16 protein-coding genes are annotated in these 21,108 nt (G+C 62.3%); 1 reads left to right on the top strand and 15 read right to left on the bottom strand.

The annotated features are described in order from the left end of the window. Positions 1-19: 19 nt before the first annotated feature. Positions 20-1,300: a nucleotide sugar dehydrogenase gene (locus tag EBS11_RS21035; RefSeq protein ID WP_290606049.1), complete on the bottom strand. Its 1,281-nt coding sequence runs from the start codon at positions 1,298-1,300 to the stop codon at positions 20-22. Positions 1,301-1,399: 99 nt separating this feature from the next. After that, complete coding sequence (locus EBS11_RS21030; protein WP_290606047.1) at positions 1,400-2,455, bottom strand: glycosyltransferase family 4 protein; 1,056 nt, start codon at positions 2,453-2,455, stop codon at positions 1,400-1,402. Positions 2,456-2,920: 465 nt separating this feature from the next. Between EBS11_RS21030 and EBS11_RS21025 the strand changes: the two genes are divergently transcribed. Beyond that, positions 2,921-4,171, top strand: a complete 1,251-nt coding sequence (locus EBS11_RS21025) for a hypothetical protein (RefSeq protein WP_290606045.1) — start codon at positions 2,921-2,923, stop codon at positions 4,169-4,171. 4 nt (positions 4,172-4,175) lie between these two features. Here the strand turns inward: EBS11_RS21025 and EBS11_RS21020 are convergent, their stop codons facing one another. The 13 genes from EBS11_RS21020 to epsL form a co-directional block, all read right to left on the bottom strand. After that, positions 4,176-5,357, bottom strand: a complete 1,182-nt coding sequence (locus tag EBS11_RS21020) for a glycosyltransferase (RefSeq protein ID WP_290606043.1) — start codon at positions 5,355-5,357, stop codon at positions 4,176-4,178. A gap of 215 nt (positions 5,358-5,572) precedes the next feature. Then, positions 5,573-7,810 carry a heparinase II/III family protein gene (locus EBS11_RS21015; RefSeq protein ID WP_290606042.1) on the bottom strand — a complete coding sequence of 746 codons (2,238 nt, stop codon included), beginning with the start codon at positions 7,808-7,810 and terminating at the stop codon, positions 5,573-5,575. Between the two features lie 183 nt (positions 7,811-7,993). Beyond that, complete coding sequence (locus EBS11_RS21010) at positions 7,994-8,932, bottom strand: glycosyltransferase family A protein (protein ID WP_290606041.1); 939 nt, start codon at positions 8,930-8,932, stop codon at positions 7,994-7,996. Next, positions 8,932-10,365, bottom strand: coding sequence for an O-antigen ligase family protein (locus EBS11_RS21005; RefSeq protein ID WP_290606040.1), 1,434 nt, complete (start codon positions 10,363-10,365; stop codon positions 8,932-8,934). Before EBS11_RS21005 ends, EBS11_RS21010 begins: the two co-directional genes overlap by 1 nt. 10 nt (positions 10,366-10,375) lie before the next feature. Further along, the gene (locus EBS11_RS21000) at positions 10,376-11,884 is read right to left on the bottom strand and encodes a lipopolysaccharide biosynthesis protein (protein WP_290606038.1); all 1,509 of its coding nucleotides are present in this window, start codon (positions 11,882-11,884) and stop codon (positions 10,376-10,378) included. A gap of 116 nt (positions 11,885-12,000) precedes the next feature. Next, positions 12,001-12,696: an exosortase-associated protein EpsI, B-type gene (gene epsI / locus EBS11_RS20995; protein WP_290606036.1), complete on the bottom strand. Its 696-nt coding sequence runs from the start codon at positions 12,694-12,696 to the stop codon at positions 12,001-12,003. Next, a complete protein-coding gene (gene xrtB, locus EBS11_RS20990; protein ID WP_290606034.1) occupies positions 12,693-13,598 on the bottom strand; it encodes an exosortase B in 906 nt (301 codons plus the stop codon). Before xrtB ends, epsI begins: the two co-directional genes overlap by 4 nt. A 1-nt stretch (position 13,599) precedes the next feature. Beyond that, positions 13,600-14,475 carry a chain length determinant protein tyrosine kinase EpsG gene (gene epsG, locus EBS11_RS20985; RefSeq protein ID WP_290606069.1) on the bottom strand — a complete coding sequence of 292 codons (876 nt, stop codon included), beginning with the start codon at positions 14,473-14,475 and terminating at the stop codon, positions 13,600-13,602. Positions 14,476-14,489: 14 nt separating this feature from the next. Next, positions 14,490-15,905: a chain length determinant protein EpsF gene (gene epsF / locus EBS11_RS20980; protein WP_290606032.1), complete on the bottom strand. Its 1,416-nt coding sequence runs from the start codon at positions 15,903-15,905 to the stop codon at positions 14,490-14,492. Between the two features lie 62 nt (positions 15,906-15,967). Continuing rightward, positions 15,968-16,756: a polysaccharide export protein EpsE gene (epsE, locus tag EBS11_RS20975; RefSeq protein ID WP_290606030.1), complete on the bottom strand. Its 789-nt coding sequence runs from the start codon at positions 16,754-16,756 to the stop codon at positions 15,968-15,970. A gap of 46 nt (positions 16,757-16,802) precedes the next feature. Then, positions 16,803-17,792 (bottom strand): EpsD family peptidyl-prolyl cis-trans isomerase, encoded by a 990-nt coding sequence (locus tag EBS11_RS20970; protein WP_290606028.1) that lies wholly within the window; start codon positions 17,790-17,792, stop codon positions 16,803-16,805. A gap of 653 nt (positions 17,793-18,445) precedes the next feature. Continuing rightward, positions 18,446-19,828: an undecaprenyl-phosphate glucose phosphotransferase gene (locus EBS11_RS20965; protein ID WP_290606026.1), complete on the bottom strand. Its 1,383-nt coding sequence runs from the start codon at positions 19,826-19,828 to the stop codon at positions 18,446-18,448. A gap of 8 nt (positions 19,829-19,836) precedes the next feature. After that, entirely contained in the window at positions 19,837-21,093 is a 1,257-nt protein-coding gene (gene epsL / locus EBS11_RS20960; RefSeq protein WP_290606024.1) for an XrtB/PEP-CTERM-associated polysaccharide biosynthesis outer membrane protein EpsL, read from the bottom strand. Positions 21,094-21,108: the final 15 nt, after the last annotated feature.

Below are 21,108 nucleotides of genomic sequence, written 5' to 3'. Positions count from 1 at the left end.
AGCAGCGCGGCGCCGGCCCTTACAGGCGCCAGACCTTGATGCCGGCCTCTTCCAGCGCCAGCTGGTCGAAGCAGGCCTTGACGTCGATGAAGCAGCCGCCCTTGATCAGCTTGCGCTGCAGTTCTTCCACCGGCAAGTCGAGCAGTTGCTGATGCGAAACGGCCGCCACGATGGCATCGGCGCGCGGCAGCTCTTCCCAGCTGAACAGGCGCACGCCGTATTCATGCATCGCCTCTTCCTGCTCGGCGTACGGGTCGTGCACGAACACTTCCACGCCGTAGGTCTTCAGTTCACGGATGACGTCGCCCACCTTCGAATTGCGCAAGTCCGCGCAGTTTTCCTTGAACGTCAGGCCCAGGACGTTGACGCGGGCGCCCTTGATGTAGCTGCCCGAGGCGATCATGTTCTTGATGGTCTGTTCGGCGATGTACTTGCCCATGCCGTCGTTGATGCGGCGCCCGGCCAGGATCACCTGCGGGTGGTAGCCCAGCATTTCGGCCTTGTGCGTCAGATAATAGGGGTCGACGCCGATGCAGTGACCGCCCACCAGCCCGGGCGAGAACTTCAGGAAGTTCCACTTGGTGCCGGCCGCCTTCAGCACTTCCGACGTATCGATACCGATCTTGTCGAAAATGATGGCCAGCTCGTTCATCAGCGCGATGTTCAGGTCGCGCTGGGTGTTTTCGATCACCTTGCACGCTTCCGCCGCCTTGATGCTGGAACAGCGGTGCACGCCCGGCTCGACGATGGTTTCATACATGGCGGCCACGCGCTCGAGCGTCTGCGGCGTGTCGCCCGAAACGACCTTGACGACGTTCGTCAGCATGTGCTTGCGGTCGCCCGGGTTGATGCGCTCGGGGGAGTAGCCGACATAGAAATCCTGCTGCCACTTCAGGCCGGAAACCTCTTCCAGCACGGGAATGCACACTTCCTCGGTGGCGCCCGGGTAGACGGTCGACTCGTAGACGACGGTCGCGCCCTGCTTCAGGTATTGCCCCACCGTGCGGCTGGCGCCGATTAGGGGCGAAAAATCGGGATTGTGCGCCTGGTCGACGGGCGTCGGCACGGCAACAATGATGATATCGGCCTCGGCCAGGATCTGCGGCTCGGACGAATACTCGGCGTGCACGGCCGCGGCCATCTGCTGGTCGCTCAATTCGCGCGAGGGATCCGTGCCGCGCTGGCAAGCTTGAACTTTCTCGACGGAAATATCAAAGCCGATAGTACGCCCCAGCTTGCCAAATTCCACGACCAGGGGCAGGCCGACGTAGCCCAGGCCAATCACTGCGATAGTTGTCATAACAAAACCTTCGAAAAAAATTCAATCTTGGCCAGGCAAGCACACGGCTTTCCCGGCAGCAGTACTACCGTGCCGCGAGCGGCCCCCTCATTACCAGGCTCATGGCAGCGCCGGCCCTTCCAGCTCGCGGTAGAGGCCGGCCAGTTGCTCCATCACCACCTCGGTACTGAAACGCGCGGCGACGGTGGCGCGCGCGCGCTCGCCGATGCGGCGGCGCAGCGCGACATCCGTCAACAGAGTGCGAAATGCCGCTGCCAGCGCGGCAGCATCGCCAGGCGCGACGAGCAAGCCATTGACCTGGTCCTCGACGGCCTCGGGAATGCCGCCCACGGGCGTCACCACCACCGCCTTGGCCGCGGCCATCGCCTCGAGCATCGACATGGGCAAGCCTTCGTCATGCGACGGCAGGGTAAAGATCGCCGCGCGGGCCAGTTGCTCGTTGCGCTCGGCCGCGCTTATCCAGCCCATGATGCTGACGTGCGCGCCGAGCTGCAGCCGCTCCACCGCGCGCGCGACGGCGTCGAGATTACCGTCGCCGCCGACCACCAGCATGATTTCAGGAAAGTCCTGCTTCAGCAAAGCCATTGCCTCCAGCAAGACGAAGATGCCCTTGCGCTTTTCGGCCCGGCCCAGGAACAGGATACGCCCCGCCTCTTCCCGCAGCGGCTGCGGCAGTACCGGCAAGGACACCGAATTGAATACCACGCGCAAGTGCGCCGTCGGCGACAATGCGTGCAAAAAGCCGCTCCAGCTTTCCGACAACGCCACCACGACGGAACTGCCGGCCAGCGTGCGCCGTATCCACCAGCGACCAAGCGGCCCGGATTTGTCGTAGGCAAACTGACGGAATTCGGCACCATGCAAATGAAAAATAGTCTTTCGGCCAAACAATCTTGCCATGAGCAAGATCAATGATTTCCGGTAAAAGCTGGAGCCCGACGCCGAGTGCACGTGCACGATGGCAGGACGCTGGACAAGGCAGATCCAGCCCACCGTTGCCATGGCGCCCATGGCCGTGACCAGCTTGCGCAGCGCACCCACCTGAGCATGCGTGGCGATATAGCGCACTTGATTGCGCTCAAAAAATCCTTGCTCTTGCAACACAGCCACGACGGTCGCAATGCCCCCCTTGCCATCCGGATGGGTGCCCATCATCAGTACCTTGCATGCAGCCTTCATCCAGCCCTCACTTTTCTATCCAGCATCATGTCAGGCCACGGCACCACAGGTGGCAGTGCATGCCACAGGACGCGGACACAGCTTTGCCTGGCATATCGTCGCACTTAAAACCATTGCATTTTTCCCATTCTTGCACATTCTTCCCGGATTTATCCGATACATTTTGCAACACCGCAAAATTGTTATTCTTGTGCTCATAAAGAGTAACTATTGTACAACAATAATACTTCTTTAAAATTAACTTTTTCAATCGGGCCGCACCTCGCTCCCTACTTGAGCGGAAGCGGCTGAATGAATACGGCAATCCGAAAAATATTGTATTATGAATAATCACCCCGTTGCACTAGGCGTGCCTGCAAGCAATCCTGCGCGGCGGCACGCCGGCGAGCTGTCCATGATGGCGTTCCATTCTGTCCAGCGCGAGAATAGAGAGTACACAGAATGACCTTAGCGTTGCGCTACAAATTAATCGACCTGGCCCGCGGCACCGATTCGGTCAGCCTGCTCAAATCGCTGCGCCGCTGGCAATACGAGGACCCGGCGAGCATGCAGGCAAGGCAGCGCCGCCAGCTCGATGACTACTTTGATGCAATGCACCATGCATTGCCCCTGTTTCGCGACGTCAGCCATTTCGATGCGCTGCCGGTGCTGGACAAGCGTTTCATCAATACCCACCGCGAGCAGCTGATCAATCCCCTCTACAAGGGCAAGGTCATCCGCAAGAAGACGGGCGGCTCCACGGGAGAGCCGCTGGTTTACTACACGGGCAATGAAGCGCAATCGTATCTGTGGGCCGGCATTTTCCTCGCCTGGGAAGCGGCGGGCTACCGGCTGGGCGACAAGGTGGCGTTTCTGGCAGGGTCTTCCCTGTTTGGCACCGGCTACAAGCAGCGCATCTATTACCGGCTGCTCAATGTCAGCGTCCTGTCCGCCTTCGACATGTCGCCGCAGCGCATGGATGAGTATGACGCGGTCCTGGGACAGGGCGGCTTCCGCCTGCTGTACGGCTATGCTTCCGCCGTCCACCGGCTGGCCCGCCACCGGCTGGCATCCGGCACGCGCCGGCCGCACGCGCTGCGCGGCATCGTGTGCACGGCGGAAGTGCTGACGCCGGCGATGCGGGCCGACATCGAGGCGGCCTTCGGCATCCCCTGCTTCAGCCAGTATGGCTGCAACGAGGCAGGCGTTTCCGCCTTCGAGTGCGAACACCGCAATGGCTTTCACCTGATTGCATCGCGCAGCCACGCGGAAGTGTTGCCTGACGGAAGGCTGATCTCGACCGACATGGCGAACCGCGCGATGTTCCTGCCCCGCTGCGACACGGGCGACCTGGTGCGCATGTCGGGCCGGCTATGCGCCTGCGGCCGCAGCCTGCCGCTGATCGACGAGGTGGGCGGGCGGCAAAATGACATGGTGGTCGACCCGCACGGCGCAGCCGTCCACTCCGAGTTTTTCACCCACCTGTTCCGCGAAGACCAGCACATCCACGCCTTCCAGGTGGTGTTCGACGAGCAGCGCCTGGAAATCAACCTCCACGGCACGCACGATGCAAGCCGGATGCCGGACGAGGAATACCGCCGCCGCATCTGCGCCTCGCTGGCATTCGAGCGGCTGGACTTTGTCTACAACGCCCCGTTCGTGGCGCAAGCGAACGGCAAGCACCGCTTCGTGATACGCCGGCCCGCGGCCTGAGGCGCTAGCGCTGCAGCAGGCGGCGGTACTGTGCCGCGACAGCGGCCGCGATGACGCGGTAGCTGCGCCCGGCCTCGATATAGGCAGGTCCGCCGGCCGCCCGGGCACGCGCCGCCGGCGGGTCGGCCAGCACGCCCAGCAATCCCTCGGCCATGGCCTGCGTCGAGCTGCCAACCAGCCAGCCCGCACCGCACTCTTCCAGCACGCGCACCTGGTCCGGATTGTCATTGGCTACCACGGGCATGCCCAGCGCCAGATACTCCAACAATTTGGTGGGCGAACAGGTGTCATGGATCATGCCACGGGGAAAATAGGACACCGCCACGTCGGCGCTTGCCAGCAAGGCCCAGGCTTGCCGTGAAGGCAGCCAGCCCGTGATGCGCACGGCGTCGTCCAGGCCGGATGCGGCCACGTGCGCCTGCAGCGCCTGCGTCTCGGCGGGCGAGCCGGCGCTGCCGATCAGCAGCAGGCGCGCATCCGGATGGCTGCCGCGCACGATGGCCAGCGCCTCGACCATGCGTTCGATCTGGCGGCTGGGATCGAGCGTGCCCAGATAGGCGATCAACGGCCCGTCCTGCCAGCCCTGCGGGCGTTCCGCCTGCACCGGCGCGGCCGCCAGCGCCTGCGTATCGACGCCCATGGGCACGGCGCTCAGGCGCGCCCTGGGAATGCCTTTCTCCAGCATCATCTGCAGCATCGCCTCGCTCTGCACGAAGACATGCTGCGCACCCGGCAGCACGACACGGTACAGCAGGCGCTCTTCCAGCAATCCCTTGAGCAAGATCAAGCGGTTGCGCAAGCCGCCATGCGCAGCCAGCTGCGCACGCGCCCGCGCGATGCGCGCCTCGCACATCAGGAACGATACCCAGAAGACAAAGGGAATGCCTTTCAGGCGGGCAATGACGAGCGCAAGCAGGCCGATCGATACCATGTCGCGCACCTGGACGACGTCGCAGTCGGCGCGCCGCGCCGCGCACAAGGCCTGGAAACAGGTGCGTAAAAAAGCCGCCTCGCGCCGCAGCCGTCCGCCCTGCCCGCTGCTGGTGCGCACGCGCGCGAAGCCGGCGCCATCCCCGCGGTCCGGCAAGGCGCCCGCCACCGGCTTGCCGACCAGGTCGCACACGATGCCGTGGCGTGGCAGATAATCGCCGAACAGCGTGGTGACGTCGACGCGGAATGTGGGCAAGGCCTCGGGCACCAATTGCAAAAGACGCAACGTCGGACCATGGTCCTGTGTTGCAGCGTCCGGTGTACTCATCAAATTAACCTCTACGCAATATCATGTATTTATTGCAATAATACCATGCGAATCTCACTTTCCCGCCTGCACGTGCAGGCGCAGGGGCATAAAAAAAGCCGCTTGCCTGGCTGGCAAACGGCCTGTCCGCGATGCGGCCCCGCTTAATTGGCGATCGTGATTTTTTGCGTGCCGACCGTCAATTGCCGGCCCGTCGCCGTCGGCGTGATACTCACCGGCAGGTTTTTGCACCCCACGTCGAGCAACACGAGGAATTCGGCGCTGGCCGCCTTGGCCGTGCGCACCAGGGCGCCGTGGTCTTCGTAGCTGCCGGGCTTCGGTGGCGGCCCCGTCCGGCGTTCAAAGCGCACGCCCGTATCGGCAACCGGCGTGATGCACACGGAACGGCCCTGGTTGACGATGGAAATATTGCCGCTGCCATCGACGAGGATGGGCGCCGCAGCATGGAAATTCCATTCAAAGGTGCGCAGGATAGGCGCGGCGAGCTTGTCGCGCACGACGATGGCGTCGCTGTCGCGCAAGTACCACAATTGCCGGACGGCCGAGCTCAGGGCACCGCCATAGGCCGCCGTCGCATTGCCTTCCACGTAGTCCACGGGCGGTGTCGTCGAAAAGGCGGTAATGGCGCCGTTGCGCACCAGCGTCTCGCGGTAGCCGTCCACCATCTGGCCGACGCCGCCATCCACCGTGATCGTGTTGGCCGACTTCGATTGGCGGTACCAGGTCGTGTGCATGGGCGAACCGAACCAGTCATACCAGCCCGTCTCGATCAGCAATGGCACGTTGGCGCTCATCACCACGAAGGAATTCTGGTTGCCATGGCTATGCGAAAACGAGCCATACGGCGTCGACTTGAAATACACGGACGTGCGCTTCAGATCGGCGAGGTTGCTGTGCATCGCGCTCCAGCCGATACTCGGGAACAGGACGCCATTGGCGGGCGGGCGCGGCGTTTCCGTCACGGTCGAGACAGGCATGGGGTATGGCGCCTGGAGCAGGGTCAGCATGTCCTCGTTCGAGCTGATATTCTTGACGTACCAGGCCGCTTCCGGCGTGGCAAACCGCGAGACATAAGCTTTCAGCAAGCGATATACGGGCTCGATCTCCTGGGCATCGCCGAACATATGCGTTTTGGCGCCGGGGGGAACAAATTCCATGAAGAAACGCGCCAGCCCTGCCGACCACGGCTTGGCAAACAAATCGATGCCGCTGGCCTGCAGCAGGGGCTGCCATATCTGCAGCGCATTGTCCGCAGCAAACTCCGCGTATGCCGTGCCTTCCGAGAAGCCCCCTTCCGGACCGCTCCAGACCATCAGCGAACCGGAGAAGAAGCGCACGGAAAAGTCGAACCACGTGGTCGCTTCCGGAATCTCCCCCAGGCTCAGGGCGGAAATGGCGGCGAGAAAGCCGATATTCGTGGCCGTAAAGGCATCGTAGGGCTTTTGTTCGATACCACCATTGCTAGTGAGCAATTCCTGATAAATCACGGCCGTGCGCGTCTTGACCATCGCCATCCAGGCAGCGCGCCGCGTCGCGTCGAGGTTGGCCCCGAGGCTGTCCAGTGCCTTGCTCAGTGCCAGGGAAATGGAACGGCTGCCTTGCGCCTGGTTCACATAGCTCGTCGGGCCATTCGGATCGAGCGCCGTCAGCGCATCACCGCGCCGCAATGCCTCGGTCAGGAAGCGCTGCTCGCCCGTCAGGCGGAACATCAGGGCCGCTGCCTCCAGTTGCCGGCTGTTCAGGACTATCGACGTGCGAATCGACGTCATCTGCGCCGCAAAGGCAGCCGTCATGACGCTGCTGGCAACCAGGGGCCAGCTGGCATCGGACGGCAATGCCACGTTGGTCGTCTGCAAGACCACTTCATTGCTCATGCCCTGCAGGGCGGCGCCCCGCTCCGCCTTCATGGCCGCGCTCCAGGCGCTCGCCGCCGGCAGGCTGGCTGGCAGGCCGCGGGGACGGGGACGCTTCAGGATATTGGCGCGCAGGATTTCATTTTGCGGCAGCACGAATTGCTTGGAGCTGTCCGCGATCTCGAAGGCGCGGTCATCGGACCAGGCCGCGCTGCTGGTCGGGCGGACGCGCCACGTGTAGCTGCCGACCGGCAAGGCCTCACTGGGCAAATACCAGTTGCGCGTACTGGTGTAGGTACGGATCACGGTAGTGCCGCTGCGAATCTCGAGGGTGTAGGAGGCGGTGGTGGTCGAGTACGGCGCCCAGGTGAAGGTCGGCGGATTCTGCACCTGCAACTGGCGGTTCGTCGGCATCGCCTTCACCACCAGCGCGTCCGTCGACTGGGCCCAGTCGGCGTGCGCATAGTGGCTATAAGGGAACAGCAGCCAGGCGGCACTGCACAGCAAAGTACGTTTAGCGGCTTTCATGCTTGTAGCCTCCATGAGAATAGGGTGACATCTTTTCCGGGAGGCAGTTTCATTGTTTGCATAATCGCCTTCCCTTGAGACGGAGCGGCGCGCGTGGAGGGACAAGGTTCGCAGATGGCAATTCCCTGTGACAACATCAGCGCAGGACTCATTATACCGAAAGTACTTTCGGTTACTAGGAATTTAGTTGTCCCTCTTCAATTCACGCCACATTTCCCACCGTTTGAGCAAGGAAGCGTTGCCAACGGTACACATGACAAAGGTCACCAGCCAGCGCATCGACATGCCGCCACGCAATGCCCTGCGCAACTCCCCCAGCGCTTCGCCGCGGCGCCCATCCTGCAAGGCATAGCGCGCCACCTTGATGCGCGCATCGGCCACAATGCTCAGGGCGGGATGGCGCGACGGATCGGCGGCAGGCAGCCTGGAGGCACGCTGTTCCAGCCTGGAAAACACCTGCGGCAAGGTGCGCAGGTTATACACGGTACACAGGCTGCCGGCCACGTCCGAGCGATACGCCACCAGCCGCGCGGGCGTAAACACCAGTTGCAGGCGCTCGGCTAGCCGGAACCACAGATCCTGGTCCTCGCCGAACTGGTCGCCCTCGGGAAAACAATACGGCATGGCCATCAGGTGGCGGCGCGGCACGGCGATCGAGTTGGTGCAGTAAAACACCCCGTGCGCCGCCCGATAGGCATAAAAGTTGGCGATCGGCTCAAAATCCGCATCGGCGGCCTCGTCGAGACGCCCGTCCGACGGGTCATGCATGCACAGGAAAGAAGTAGAAAAAAAGCTATCTTCCGGATACTTTTGGTAGATGGAAACCATTGCTTTAAGAAAATCCTTGCCATACCAGTCATCGGCGTCGAGGAAACAAACCAGCTCCCCGCGCGCCGCGGCGATCCCCGCATTGCGCGCGCGCGACACGCCGCCATTGGCTTGCCGCAGCAGGCGGATGCGCGGATCGGGCATGGCTTCCACCAGGGCGGCACCGCCGTCGCGCGAGCCGTCGTCGACGACGACGATTTCGAATTCCTGGTGGCTTTGCGCCATCACCGAGGCGATGGCCGCGGCGATATAGTGCTCCTTGTTGTAGAGCGGAATAATGACAGAGCACAACATCAGGACAGGTTTCCTTCCAACATATGGCGGCGCGCCAGGGCCTTCTCCGCGCGTTGCTGCGCCACCGGCACGTAATAGCGGGCCAGCACGGCCAGCTGCAGCATATGGATCGGCAGGTCAGGACTCATGCTGGCCAGCGACAGCGGCACTTCGCTGATCGATTTGCAGATGAGCAGGATAAACAGCGCCAGGGACAGGCCCTGGCTGGCCCTGACGGTCTTGCCGACGAAATAAGCCAGCACCAGGGTGTAGAAAATCAGGCCGAACGCCCCCACGCTGCCGGCGCTCGACAGGCTCTGGAAAAACTGGCTGTGCGCATGCGTGGCGAAGGGCATGCCGATACTGTTGCGGAAAGCCTCGTCAAAGATGTTCAGGCCGTAGCCGAACACGGGATGCTTGCGCCACTCTTCCACGGCGATCTGCCAGATCTGGTCACGCCCCATGAATGTCATCAGCTCCGCGCCGTCGCGGGTCGTGAAAAAGCGTGCGATCTTGTCGCTGCCGCTGCCAAACATGAATAGCAGGCAGAGCATGGCGCCGCCAAACATCAGCATCAACACCAGCAGCACGGGCAGGTGGGGACGCCGGAAATCCTGAATACGGGCATTGATTTCATCACGCCGGCTATACCAGGCCAGCACCAGCACCGACAGGAGGAACGCGATCCAGCTGGTCTTCGACTGGGTCAGCACCAGGCTGACGCCCCCCAGGACCCAGCCGAGGCGCACCAGCCAGCGATTCTTGAAAGGCCGGTACCACAGGCACAGCATGAACAGCACGCACAACGGTCCCAGGCTGTTGGCGTGGCTGGTCAGCCCCGCATAGCGCAGCTTCAGGCCGGGCACCAGGCCATGGTAGTTGGTGCTCAGCACCAGGCCATGCTTCCAGGCGATGCAGGCGGCACTGGCAACAAGCAGTCCCAGCAGCGCGTTGCGCAGCACGACCGTCATGGCATCCACGTCCGCCTTGCTGTTGGCCATCAGGGCGGCCTGGCAAGCCAGCAGCGCATACAGGAATTCATGGGAGAAATACGCATACTGGCCGAACAGGGCCGGGATCAGGGTATTGCTGACGTAAAAGACCCAGAAGGCAAACAGCAGCATGCCGGGCATGCGCTTGTGCTCGCTGCCGGCATTGAGCACGTAGCGCAGAATGCGCTCGCCGCACGAAAAAATGAGAAACATCGAGCTCAGCCGGCCCAGCCAGGAGACGAGCGTGCTCTTGCTGACGACGATGGCCAGGACATCTTCGGGAAAAGCCAGGTCGCGGCCCGACAGGAAGATCGTCAGCGCATACGTCAGGAAAATGGGATAGGAAATATACTGCATCAACCCCAGTTCGCGCTTGTGCCCCCAGTGAGCACTCAGCGCCATGCCCGCCACGACCACGATTGCGGCGATCAACACCACCAAGCCGACGATAAATTCAATCATATCAATCTCATCATACTGAACATTTATTACGAAGATAAACACCGACCCGTGCCGGCACCGGCGGACTGAAACGTCCCAGCAGGTCGACGATACGCCGTCCCAGCAGTTGTGGCTGAAGCAGACCCGCCAGCAGGGGCAGGCCGCCGCCACCGAGCGAGCCGAGCAGCAAGGCCGGCAGCGGCCCCCGTCCGGCCGCATGGCCCAGCAGCGAACCGCCATGGGCGCCCGCTGCCGCCAGCAGCAGCATCACGGCGGCACGCCACGCGCTGGGCCACAGGTCCGCCGGCCCCAGCTGCAGGCGCCGGCAGGCCGCCACGCCGATCACCAGGGCGCGCGCCAGCAGGGTGCCGGAGGCGATGGCAGCCACCGCCACCACGCCCAGGCTAGAAAATTGCCAAAGTGCAATGCACGCCAGCACGATCAGCGGCATCTGCAGCAGCGCTTCCAGGTGCTTGCCGCCCGTGTTCCACAGGATGGGTGTCGACATGCCCCACGTCACGTAGGCGGGCATGCCCAGCGCCAGCACGGCCAGCACGCGGCTCGATGCATGCCAGACATCGCCATACAGGGTGGCGATCAGGTCGCCGGCCAGCACGGCCAGCACCACGAAGACGGGACCGATGACGATCCAGGTGGCGGCGATAACGGACAGGTAGGCCTGCCGCAGGCCCGCCATGTCGTCCTGCAGGCGCGCGCCGGCGGCCAGGAAGGCGGGCTGCAGGGCGCTGAGGAACAGCGAGTTGGGCGTGTTGGCCAGGTTATAGCCCACCGCATACACGCCGACGGCGTGGGCGTTGAGGATGCGTCCCAGGAACACCCGGTCCAGGTTATTCAGGAACCAGTTGCTCAGATTGGTGATGAAGACGGTGCCGCCCGTGTTCGTCGAGCGCCGCGCGCCCGGGTACCAGAGCAGCGGACGCAGCGTATGCGGATGGCGGCAATACGTCAGTAGCAGCAGACTCAGGGCCTGCACCAGCCAGGCGCTGACGAGGGTCCAGACGCCCGCGCCGAGCAGGGCCAGCGGCACGCCCACGCACAGGTAGCCGAGCACGTAGCTGAGGATCTGCGCGATATTGAGCCAGCGGAAATTGAGCTGGCGGCGCAGCAGGTTGCTGCTGGGCGCCGTCATCGCACTCAGCAGGCACGTCAGGCTCAGCCAGCTGACGATCGATACCAGGCGCGGCTCCTTGAAGTAGGCGGCGATCCACGGCGCCAGCAGGTACAGGCCCAGCATGGCGGCCGCGCCGGACAGGCACTGCCACGTGAAGGCAAAGCGGATGTCGTCGTCGTGCAGCTGCTGGTTCTGCACCAGGCCCCAGGCGAAACCGAAATCGGCAAGAAAGGTGCTCAGTGTCATGACCAGCAAGCCCATGGCGAACAGGCCGTAGATTTCCGGCCCCAGCAAGCGCGCCAGCACGATCTGCACGCCCATCTGCAACACGAAACGCGTCACCGTGCCCAGCGCGGCCCATTTGACGGCGCTGACGGCGCGCGTCTTGACGTCAGCGCTGGCGGACATGGCGCGACACGGGGCGGGTGAAGGCGCACTGGCGCCGCAACAGAGAGTTAATGGTCATTCCTATCGACAAAATATCATGCCCCCGCACCGTCCGGCAGCGCCCGGGAGCGCGGCGCTCAGCCAGGGAAGTTGCCGATGATGCGCGCGCGGTCCTGCGGCTTCATGCCCGCCAGCATGGCGCGCACAAAATCTTCCTGCACTGCGTAGGCGGCACCGGTATCGCTGTCGATGGTCGACACGCGCACCAGCATGGCGTCGGGAATCGCCCCGCTCAAGCCATAGCGCAATTCCTGCATGCGCTGGTCCAGGCCCGGCGTGAGCGCCTTGTCGCCGACGGTAATCCAGTAGGTAATCGGCTCCTGGCGCGGACCGTTGATGGCATACAGGTGCTTCACCGGCAAGTTACCGTAATCGGTGCGGATCTCGCCGCGGCCCGACTTCTGCACCTCGAAGCCTTGCGCGCCGTAGCACACTTCCGGCAGGTGGACGGCCATGTTGCTGCTCTGGTCGCCACCGTAGGCGATCGACAGCATGACGCGGTTTCCCTGCGGATCGATATACGTGCGCGACAGCGTCTGGTTGTAGATCTTGTCCAGGCGCGCCTGCGTTTCCGGATCGACCTGCAGGGGAATGATGCTCGTGTCGATGGTCCAGCCGCCAAACGCGGCGGGGATGATTTCCGCCAGCTGGAACTGGCTCTTGCTGTCGGCGATCTTCACGCTGGGCGTCAGGTGCTTGGCCAGACCGGCCGACGCCACCATGAGGATGCCGGCCAGCACGCTGACCTTGACGGAATGGGTCATCGATTTCATGCCAGGCTCCCGGAGGCTTTGCGCGCGCGCAATTTAACGATCCATTGCAACAGGGTGTCGGCGGACAGGATCAGGATCAATGCCGTAATGAACAGCACCATGCCGGCAAAACCGTGCAGGAAGCCCTGCCCCGCCGCATCGCCGAAATAATAGGTAATCAGGGTCAGCACGATGACGCGCACGACGTTGGCCGAGAACGAGATGGGAATGATGAGGATGGCCAGGGCGATATTGCGCAAGGCCGAGGTGTGGCGCACGACATTCAGGTAGAACAGGCCCAGCGCCTCGAGCGACAGCAGGGTCTGCAGGCCGGCGCACGCATCGGCCACCATCAGCTGGTACTGGCCGATCTGCAGGATCACGCCCGTGCGGGCGATGGGGTAGCCGGCAAAGAACAGCAGGTGCTCGACCACGTACGACACGGCCATCTTCATCGGCATCGTCAGCATGATCACGAGCTGGGCCGGCAACGGCACCATGAACAGCATGAAGAAAAAGGGAAACCACAGCACCTTCAGGGCGCGCAAGCCCCGCTTCAGCAGCAGCACCGCGGCCAGCATCCAGATGAAGGAGCCGATTTCAAAGGCGATGATGTGCTGCGAACGGCCCAGCACGTACAGCACCAGGGCGATGGCCAGCACGACCCAGCCCAGCGCACTGGGTTCGCTGCCGCGGGTTTTTTCCAGCATGTCCGGCCAGTTGCGCCAGATCAACCACAGCGACAGGAACAGGATGATGGGGCCATGCGCCTGCTCTTCCGTCGCCCAGATGCCGCCAAACAGGCCGGCGAACGACGGAATGTACATGGCCAGCAGGCCGACGGCCAGCGGCAGCCATTCCGGCAAATATTCCTTGCATTGCTGCAAGTTCAGGCCCGACCAGCGTTTGGCTTGCGTCGTCATTTTAGAAATCTACCATCACGGAACCGACCACCTTGGCGCCGCTCTGCACGATCTGCTCGGCCATGGCGTTGATGTCGCTCAACAGGGACTGGTTCTTGCGGGCCACGATCAGCACGCCGCCGGCGCGCGCCGCGATGGCCATGGCATCGGAACCGAGCGCATACGCGGCCACGTCATAGATGACGATATCGAACAGCGACTCGAGTTCCGTGTTCAGGTTGGCAAAGGAGCTACGGCTGAGCAGCTCCTGCGGATTCGGCGGCAAGGTGCCGGCCCCCAGCACGGACAGGTCGACGAAGGACTCGACCTTGGTGATGGCATCGAGCTGGGCGCGCCCGGCGAGCACGTCGGACAGGCCCTGGCGCGTCTGCACGTCGAAAATTTCATGCTGGCGGGGATTGCGCAGGTTGGCGTCGACCAGCAGAGTACGCTCGCCCAGCTGCGAAAACACGACGGCCAGGTTGGCGGCAAACAGGCTGGCGCCCTCGCCCGACGCGCCGCCCAGCACCACCAGTGCCTTGTGCCCGCGGGCAAACCAGCGCAGCATGAGCTGGCTGCGGATCGCACGCAGCGTTTCCACTTGCGGGCTGAACGGCTCGTAGGCGGCCACCAGCAGTTCCGAATACTTGCCCTCGCCCTTTTGCAGGTAAGGGTAGTCGAACTGGCGCGCCAGCACTTGCTGGATGTCCGCTTCCGTGATCAGGCCCAGGCGCAGGGCCGCTTCGCCGAAGCGGATGCCGAGTTCTTTTTGCATGCGCAGCACGCGCTCGGCGTTTTCGGGCGTGATCTTGCCCGACTCGAGCAGCAGACCGCCAATGCTGGAGTCGCCGGTACGTGGCACGGAGTTCATCGAAATGGGGAGCGCGGCTTGGTTCATCATCTTATCCATGTTTAACGTAAGCGCAGGCGGCGCGGCAGGATGCCGTTCAACCCACCTTTTTTGCGCGGCGACTTGCTGGCGTTCCAGTCGATGGCGCCGAAGACGGGAATCTGCAGCGTTTCTTGCAGGTCAGCTTCCGAACGCACGCGGCGATACAGCATCTCGATCACGATGGCCAGGCCCACGCCCAGCAAGGTGCCGAGGAAAATCGACAGCAGGGTATTGAGCAGCACGCGGGGACCGGATGGCTCGATCGGCGGGACGGCCGGATTGAGCACGGAAATGTCCGACTGCTCGGCCTGGCCCTCGATGCGCGTCTGCGACAGGCGCTGCGACGTCACGTCGAAGGCGCGCTGGGCGCTTTCGACATCCTTCATCAGCACGCCCATCTCGTCGCGGGTACGGTTCAGTTCCAGCACCTTGGCCTTTTGCGCCTGCAGGGCGGCGCGCACTGCCGCTTCGCGCTGCTGCATGATCTGCGCATTGTTGCCGACGCTGCTGGACGTATTGGCCAGCTGTTCACGCAGGTCGGCGCGCAGCTTGTCCACTTCCGCCTTGGCGCTCTCGTACTGGGGATGGTTGCGGCCCAGACGCTGGGCGATTTCCGCCAGTTTGCCTTCGGCATTGCCCAGGCCTATCTTCAGGTTCTGGATCAGCGGATTGGACGACACGTCCGGCGACGCCAGGCCATCGCTGCCCTGCGCCATGCGCTGGCGCGACGACGCTTCCATCGACTGTCCCTGGGCCATGACCAGCTGTGCCGACAAGTCGTTCAGGCGGTTCGACTCGACGTCGAGGCGGTTGTCGACGCTGACGATGCCGTTGTCCTGCTGATACTTGGACAGCTTGCTTTGCGCCACTTCCAGGTTATCGCGAAGCAACTTGGTCTGTTCGCTGAAATACGTCGACACGCGGCGCATCGGATCGACCTTCAGCTGGATGCTGGTTTTTTGATATTCGTCAGCAAAGGCATTCGCCACGGCCGCCACGAATTGCGGATCGCTGCCCTTGAAGCTGATGTCGACCACGCTGCTTTCGCGCGACGGGACGATCTCCACCTTTTTCAGCAGCAGGTCGGCCAGCCAGTCGCGCACGGTGCCGCCCTTGCCTTCCGTCGCCTCGTTGAATTGCGCGATGACGGCCGGGCTTTCGGCCAGCTTCAGATGGTCGACGACGCGCAGGGCAACATTCTTGCTGCTGATGATGTCGATCTGCGTCGCCATGAAACCGGGCAACAGCTGGCCCGGCATGGCCAGGCCCGTCAGGGGATCGACGCCTTTGTAGTTCAAGAGCAACGAACTTGTCGCCTTGTATGTTTTAGGCAATAGCAAACTGATCGACAGCGTGCCGAGGACAGTAACCAGCAGTGTGATCAAGATCAATTTCTTGTGCGCACGCAGGATCAGTAGGAGCTGTGACAAATTCATGGGGAAACCTCAACACAGAATGAAAAACATCCGGCTTGCGCCGGAAAGATACGGACACTGGCTTAAAACAGGCTTTCCTGCACGTACACCATATCGTCGACTTGCAACAGATCATCATGCTTGGCGTTGATGACCTGCAGCTTGCCGGCCTCGTCGCGGCGCTTGATGCGGATGCCCCGTTCCGTGCCGCGCGGCGTCAGGCCGCCACCGACGGACAGCGCCTGCAGCACCGTCATGGAACGCTCGAGGCGGAAAGCACCCGGGCGCTGCACTTCGCCGTAGATATAAAAGCGCGGCGCGCGTTCGACAAAGATCACGTCGTTGCCGGCCACGTCCAGGTCGCGGTTCAGGTCGGCCGAGCGCACCATGTCGATGATGTCGATGATTTCACGCGTCGTCTTGCCGTTGCGCTTGCGGATCAGGCTGACCGTGTCGCCGCCATCCGGGCTGACGCCGCCAGCCATCGCCAGCATGTCCATCAGGCTGCGCTTGCCTTCGATGGGATAGCGTCCAGGACGGTTGACCTGGCCCAGCACGGATACCTGCTGGCTTTGCAGCTGGGTCACGATGATGTTGACCTGCGCCTTGCGCAGGAAACCGCCGCTTTCCAGCAGGCCGCCCAGTTTTTTCTCCGCCGCCGACACGGACAGGCCGCCCAGGGCCACGTTGCCCACCAGGGGGAAGGTGATCTCGCCCGCTTCGCTGACGCGCGTCTCGAGCGCCAGGTCGGGATTGCCATAGACGGAAATTTTCAGCACGTCGCCGGCGCCCAGCTGGACATCGGCAGCGCCGGCGATACCGGCGCTCAGCAGCAACAGGGTGGCCATGCACCACATCAGAAGTCGTTTCATGATTCGCTTATTCCATTGATGAATTACTTACTTAAAATGCTGCGACTTACTTCAAGCCAGCAACGCCACGATCATTTGCTTCCGACGAACTCTGTGCAGCCGCAGGCGGAGCGGCCGGCGCTGGCACCGGCGCCGGCGCCGCGCCACTGGCCGCTGCCGACGCGGCAGCCGGGGCGGCATCCTTGCCCAGGTATTCGATCTTGGCGGCAGCGCGCAGGCGCTTCAGCTCGGCGTCGGCGGCATCCTTGTTTTTCTTGTTGAACAGGAACTGTTCAATCTGCGGCGCGGCCTGCGCCAGGGTCACGGGATTGTCGCGGATGTCGGCCAGGGAAATGAGCAGGGTACGGTCGCCCTCGCGGATGATGAACAGCTGCCCCTTCGGCATGGACAGCAACTTCGCGCTCAGCTCGGGCGCCAGGTCGGCGCTGGTGCGCGACAGCTGGGTGCGGGCATACTTGACCTTGTGCGTGTCGAGCCAGGCCGCCACGTCGTCGAGCGTCTTGGCGCTGTCCATGGCCGCCTTCAGCTGGTCGTTCATGTCGGCGCTGGCGATCACCAGTTCGCGCATGTCAAACTGCTTGCGCTCGCTGAAAAACTGCGGATTCTTGTGGAAGTACTCTTCCACTTCCTGCTTGGTAGGACGGGCAATGGTGCCGATACGCTTCTGCATGTAGGCTTGCGCGACGATCAGCGCCTTGGCCCGTTCGATCGCCTGCACCACTTTGGGATCGCGGTCCGTCTTGTCCTTGGCGGCCTCGTTCTGCAGCAGCTGGCGGTCGATCAGCGATTCCAGCAACTGCTTGCTGGCCGCTTCCTGCTGCGGCGCCTGCACGTTGGCGCGCTGCATTTCTTCATTCAGTTGCAGAACGGTAATTTCTTCCCCATTCACGCTCGCCAGCGCCTGGCCGGGCTTCTTTTCTTTATTGCCGCAGGCAGACAATCCTGCAGCGGCCAGCAAGACCAGGCCAGCGCACAGCAGGCGCGAATTCAGGGCTGGCTTGCTCGAGGACAAACGGGCGATTTGCGGTTGGTTCAAAATAACTCCTTCGATTCATGTAAGGAAATCTGCCGATATTTTTGTGATCTTGATGATAACGCACTTAACAACAAGATATTGTCAAAAAACACAGATTTCGATTGAAATTATGGGCTGCGGGCCACATCATTGTCAATATTATAAATATGATACACATTGTACTAGCTTGCTAGGAAACTATTTGCTTAAAAAACTATTAAGAGGTCTTAAAAACAACTGTTTCGACAGAAACACTGATGCTGCAAGGGCACTTCAAAAAATAGTTTTTAAGTTGCAACATTTTAAGTGAAGGCGCGTCCTGCCTTCACACTGCACAACATTCAGGGCGCACAGCGTTCCGGCAGAGCGGCGGGGATGGGGCCGGACCTCTGGTGTCATCATGTCCTGCAAGGCGCTCGCCTGCCCTGCCAGCCGGACCATGCCCCGGCGGGGGCAAGCATCGCGCCAGCCGCCGGGCGCGCGTGCCCGGAAGGCGTGCATGCCATGCCGCAGGAGGTAGCTCATCTGGTTTCAGGGCTCGTCGCATCATTGTTCAGCCGGCATCGGAAGCCGGACCGTTGATACCTCGCATGATTGCGTCATTTTAACGCTTATTAATTCACTGCAAAAAATATTCAAGTCCGCTGTTGCCGGCGCAGCCACGACGCCCGCGGTCAATGCGCATTGTCGCGCTTGAGCACCACCTTGACGGTGCGCAAGATGATCCACAAGTCCAGCCACAGCGACCAGTTGCGCAGGTAATCGAGGTCGAAATGGATACGCGCCTCCATCTTGTCGAGCGTTTCCGTCTCGCCGCGCAAGCCGTTCACCTGGGCCCAGCCCGTAATGCCCGGCTTGACCTTGTGGCGCAGCATGTAGCCCTTGATCAGCTTGCGGTACTGCTCGTTATGCGCCACGGCGTGGGGGCGCGGTCCCACGATGCTCATGCGCCCCTGCAGCACGTTGATGAACTGCGGCAACTCGTCGAGCGAACTGCGGCGCAGGAAGCCGCCGATGCGCGTCACGCGCTGGTCATCCTTGGTGGCCTGCACCACCTTGTCGCCATCCTCGCTGACCGTCATGGAACGGAATTTGTACACGATGATTTCCTCGCCATACAGGCCGTAGCGGCGCTGGCGGAAAATCACGGGCCCCTTCGAAGTCATCTTGACGGCGATGGCGATCACCAGCATGACGGGCAACAGCATGATCTGGATCAGCAGGCCCAGCACGATATCGCTGCCCCGCTTGACCATGCTGTTAAAGCCCGTGAACGGCGATTCGCGGATGGCGATGACGGGCATGCCGCCCACATTGTCGAAACGCGCCTGCATCAGGTCGAAGATGTAAATGTCCGGCAGGAAGTACACGGATGCCGTCGTATCCTGCAATTCATCGAGCATCTTGCGGATGCGCGGCTGGGCCGAAATGGGCTGGCTGATGAATATCATCTTGATATTGTGTTCGCGCACATAGGCCGCGATGTCGGCCATTTTGCCCAGCATGGGTTCGCGCATCTTTTCCGGCCAGCGGTCGTCCGTGCGGTCGTCGAAGAAGCCGCGCACGCTCATGAACAGATTCGGGTTGCGTTCCACGGTGGCGGCAAATTTCAGGCTGGCAGCATTGGCGCCGATGATGACGACGGAGCGCACTTCGCTGTCCCGGCCGGGGTCGGCCACCATGCGCCGTGCGGCAAGATGGCTGAGCAGCAGGATGAAGGGCGTCAGCAGGAACCAGGCCAGCACCAGATCACGGTCAAAATGGAACGCCAGTCCCGTCGCCGAGCCCAGGAAGACGAGGATCAGCGCCGTGATGCCCCAGCTGACGAAGACATCGCGGGCGTAGGCCAGCATCCGGCCGCTGCGCCAGGTGCGGTAGGGGTCCACATACTGGAACACGGACGAGGAAATGAAAAACGCCAGGATCATCAACACCAGCGAATATCCCGTAAACGGCGCGCCGGACAGCACGGAGAGCAGATACAGCGTGCCCATGATGATCAAGGGATCGAGGATGCGCTGGAAAAACGAAATCAGGGGTATATCATTGACCGTCATAATGCTCTTCAGAACTGAACGCTGGCGCTAAAGGACACGCCCTTGGCGCGGTAGCTGCCTGTATTGATAATGGGTGCGCCCTTGCGCGTGTCGCGGAAGGCGTTCAAGCCCAGCTGGATATTGGGCTGCGGCGCATAGGTCAGGCCCAGGGACTCGGTGCGCGTCGTATCGCTGACATCGACTGGAAAGACGAGGCCGCTGGCCGCCGAGAAGTCGCGCTTCTCGCGCCGCACCTGGGCATCCATGCGCACCTTGGAGGTGATATCCCAGGCAGCGGCGACACTGGCGCCATTGTTCAGGCTGCTCGATACGAGCGCATTTTCCACCACGCCATACTCATGCCATAAGGAACCGGTAAACCGCACCTTGCCCAGCGGCGCCCAGTTCACCACGATGCGGCCATTGGCGCCGCTCGAGTCGCGCCCCGTATAAAAGGCATGGCTGCGCCGCACCCATCCGCCCAGCAGCTGCACCTGGGTAATCGCACTGTAGACCCAGTAGACATTCGCCTTCACCTCATCCTGGGTGTAACCGTCATCGACGCCGAACTGGCCGCTGTTGACGCGGTTCGGATAACTGCCCTGGACATGCCGCAACTGGATACCGATGCGGCTACTACTTGCAGGCAAGTAATCGAGCCCCAGTTCCGTCGCGTTTTCCTGCCGGTCGGCATAGCGCTGCGCCAGCAGGTCATACGAATAGCGTTCCCGGCTGTAAGCGCCGCGCACGCGCCAGCTCGGATGGAAGCGCCAGCCGCCATCCACGTACTCGCGCTGGCGCGTGCGCAAGTTGCGTTCCGTGCTCTGGAAATCGCTGAACGGCGTCAGGGTTTGCGAATACAGGGCGCCCGCGTGGCCGTCAAGATGATTGCCGAGATGCCACTCCAGGTCGGCCAGGAAATCCTTGCCGTTGTAGTTGAACTGGTCAAAGTGCTGGAACGACACGCGCGACCACTTCGCCTGGCCGGTCAGGATCTGGCGCCCGAACGGCCGGTTGACGAGGAAACCTGCCTGTATCTGGCGCGACGTGTCGGAACGGGGGCCGTTATAGCCGGGCACGTTGTCGTCGAGGCGCAACAGATTGTCGTCATACGAATACGACGTCGCCAGAAACGGGAAAATGGTGTCGCTCAGCGCTGCCATGGCCGGCGCGCATGCCAGGCTGCCGGCCATGAGCACGCAGGCGGCGCGCAGCGCGGACAGGGGCGCCATCCTGCAGGGCGGATGCAGGTGGCCAGGCTGACTTTTTGGCGGGGATTTCAACATGGGATATCGTCTTTT

Origin of the sequence: Janthinobacterium sp., assembly GCF_009923995.1 — a bacterium.
Taxonomy (GTDB): Bacteria; Pseudomonadota; Gammaproteobacteria; order Burkholderiales; family Burkholderiaceae_D; genus Janthinobacterium.
The sequence above is the reverse complement of the archived record's forward strand: the minus strand, read 5'-3'. Positions and strand labels throughout refer to the sequence as shown.

Excerpts from the sequence above, each read along its gene's own strand:
- xrtB (WP_290606034.1), bottom strand. The coding sequence starts at position 13,598 with ATGACGACGCAAGCCAAACGCTGGTCGGGCCTGAACTTGCAGCAATGC.
- EBS11_RS21030 (WP_290606047.1), bottom strand. The coding sequence starts at position 2,455 with ATGATGGGCACCCATCCGGATGGCAAGGGGGGCATTGCGACCGTCGTG.
- epsL (WP_290606024.1), bottom strand. The coding sequence starts at position 21,093 with ATGTTGAAATCCCCGCCAAAAAGTCAGCCTGGCCACCTGCATCCGCCC.
- EBS11_RS21035 (WP_290606049.1), bottom strand. The coding sequence starts at position 1,300 with ATGACAACTATCGCAGTGATTGGCCTGGGCTACGTCGGCCTGCCCCTG.
- EBS11_RS21000 (WP_290606038.1), bottom strand. The coding sequence starts at position 11,884 with ATGTCCGCCAGCGCTGACGTCAAGACGCGCGCCGTCAGCGCCGTCAAA.
- EBS11_RS21015 (WP_290606042.1), bottom strand. The coding sequence starts at position 7,810 with ATGAAAGCCGCTAAACGTACTTTGCTGTGCAGTGCCGCCTGGCTGCTG.
- epsE (WP_290606030.1), bottom strand. The coding sequence starts at position 16,756 with ATGAAACGACTTCTGATGTGGTGCATGGCCACCCTGTTGCTGCTGAGC.
- epsG (WP_290606069.1), bottom strand. The coding sequence starts at position 14,475 with ATGAACCAAGCCGCGCTCCCCATTTCGATGAACTCCGTGCCACGTACC.
- EBS11_RS21010 (WP_290606041.1), bottom strand. The coding sequence starts at position 8,932 with ATGTTGTGCTCTGTCATTATTCCGCTCTACAACAAGGAGCACTATATC.
- EBS11_RS21005 (WP_290606040.1), bottom strand. The coding sequence starts at position 10,365 with ATGATTGAATTTATCGTCGGCTTGGTGGTGTTGATCGCCGCAATCGTG.
- epsF (WP_290606032.1), bottom strand. The coding sequence starts at position 15,905 with ATGAATTTGTCACAGCTCCTACTGATCCTGCGTGCGCACAAGAAATTG.
- EBS11_RS20965 (WP_290606026.1), bottom strand. The coding sequence starts at position 19,828 with ATGACGGTCAATGATATACCCCTGATTTCGTTTTTCCAGCGCATCCTC.
- epsI (WP_290606036.1), bottom strand. The coding sequence starts at position 12,696 with ATGAAATCGATGACCCATTCCGTCAAGGTCAGCGTGCTGGCCGGCATC.
- EBS11_RS21025 (WP_290606045.1), top strand. The coding sequence starts at position 2,921 with ATGACCTTAGCGTTGCGCTACAAATTAATCGACCTGGCCCGCGGCACC.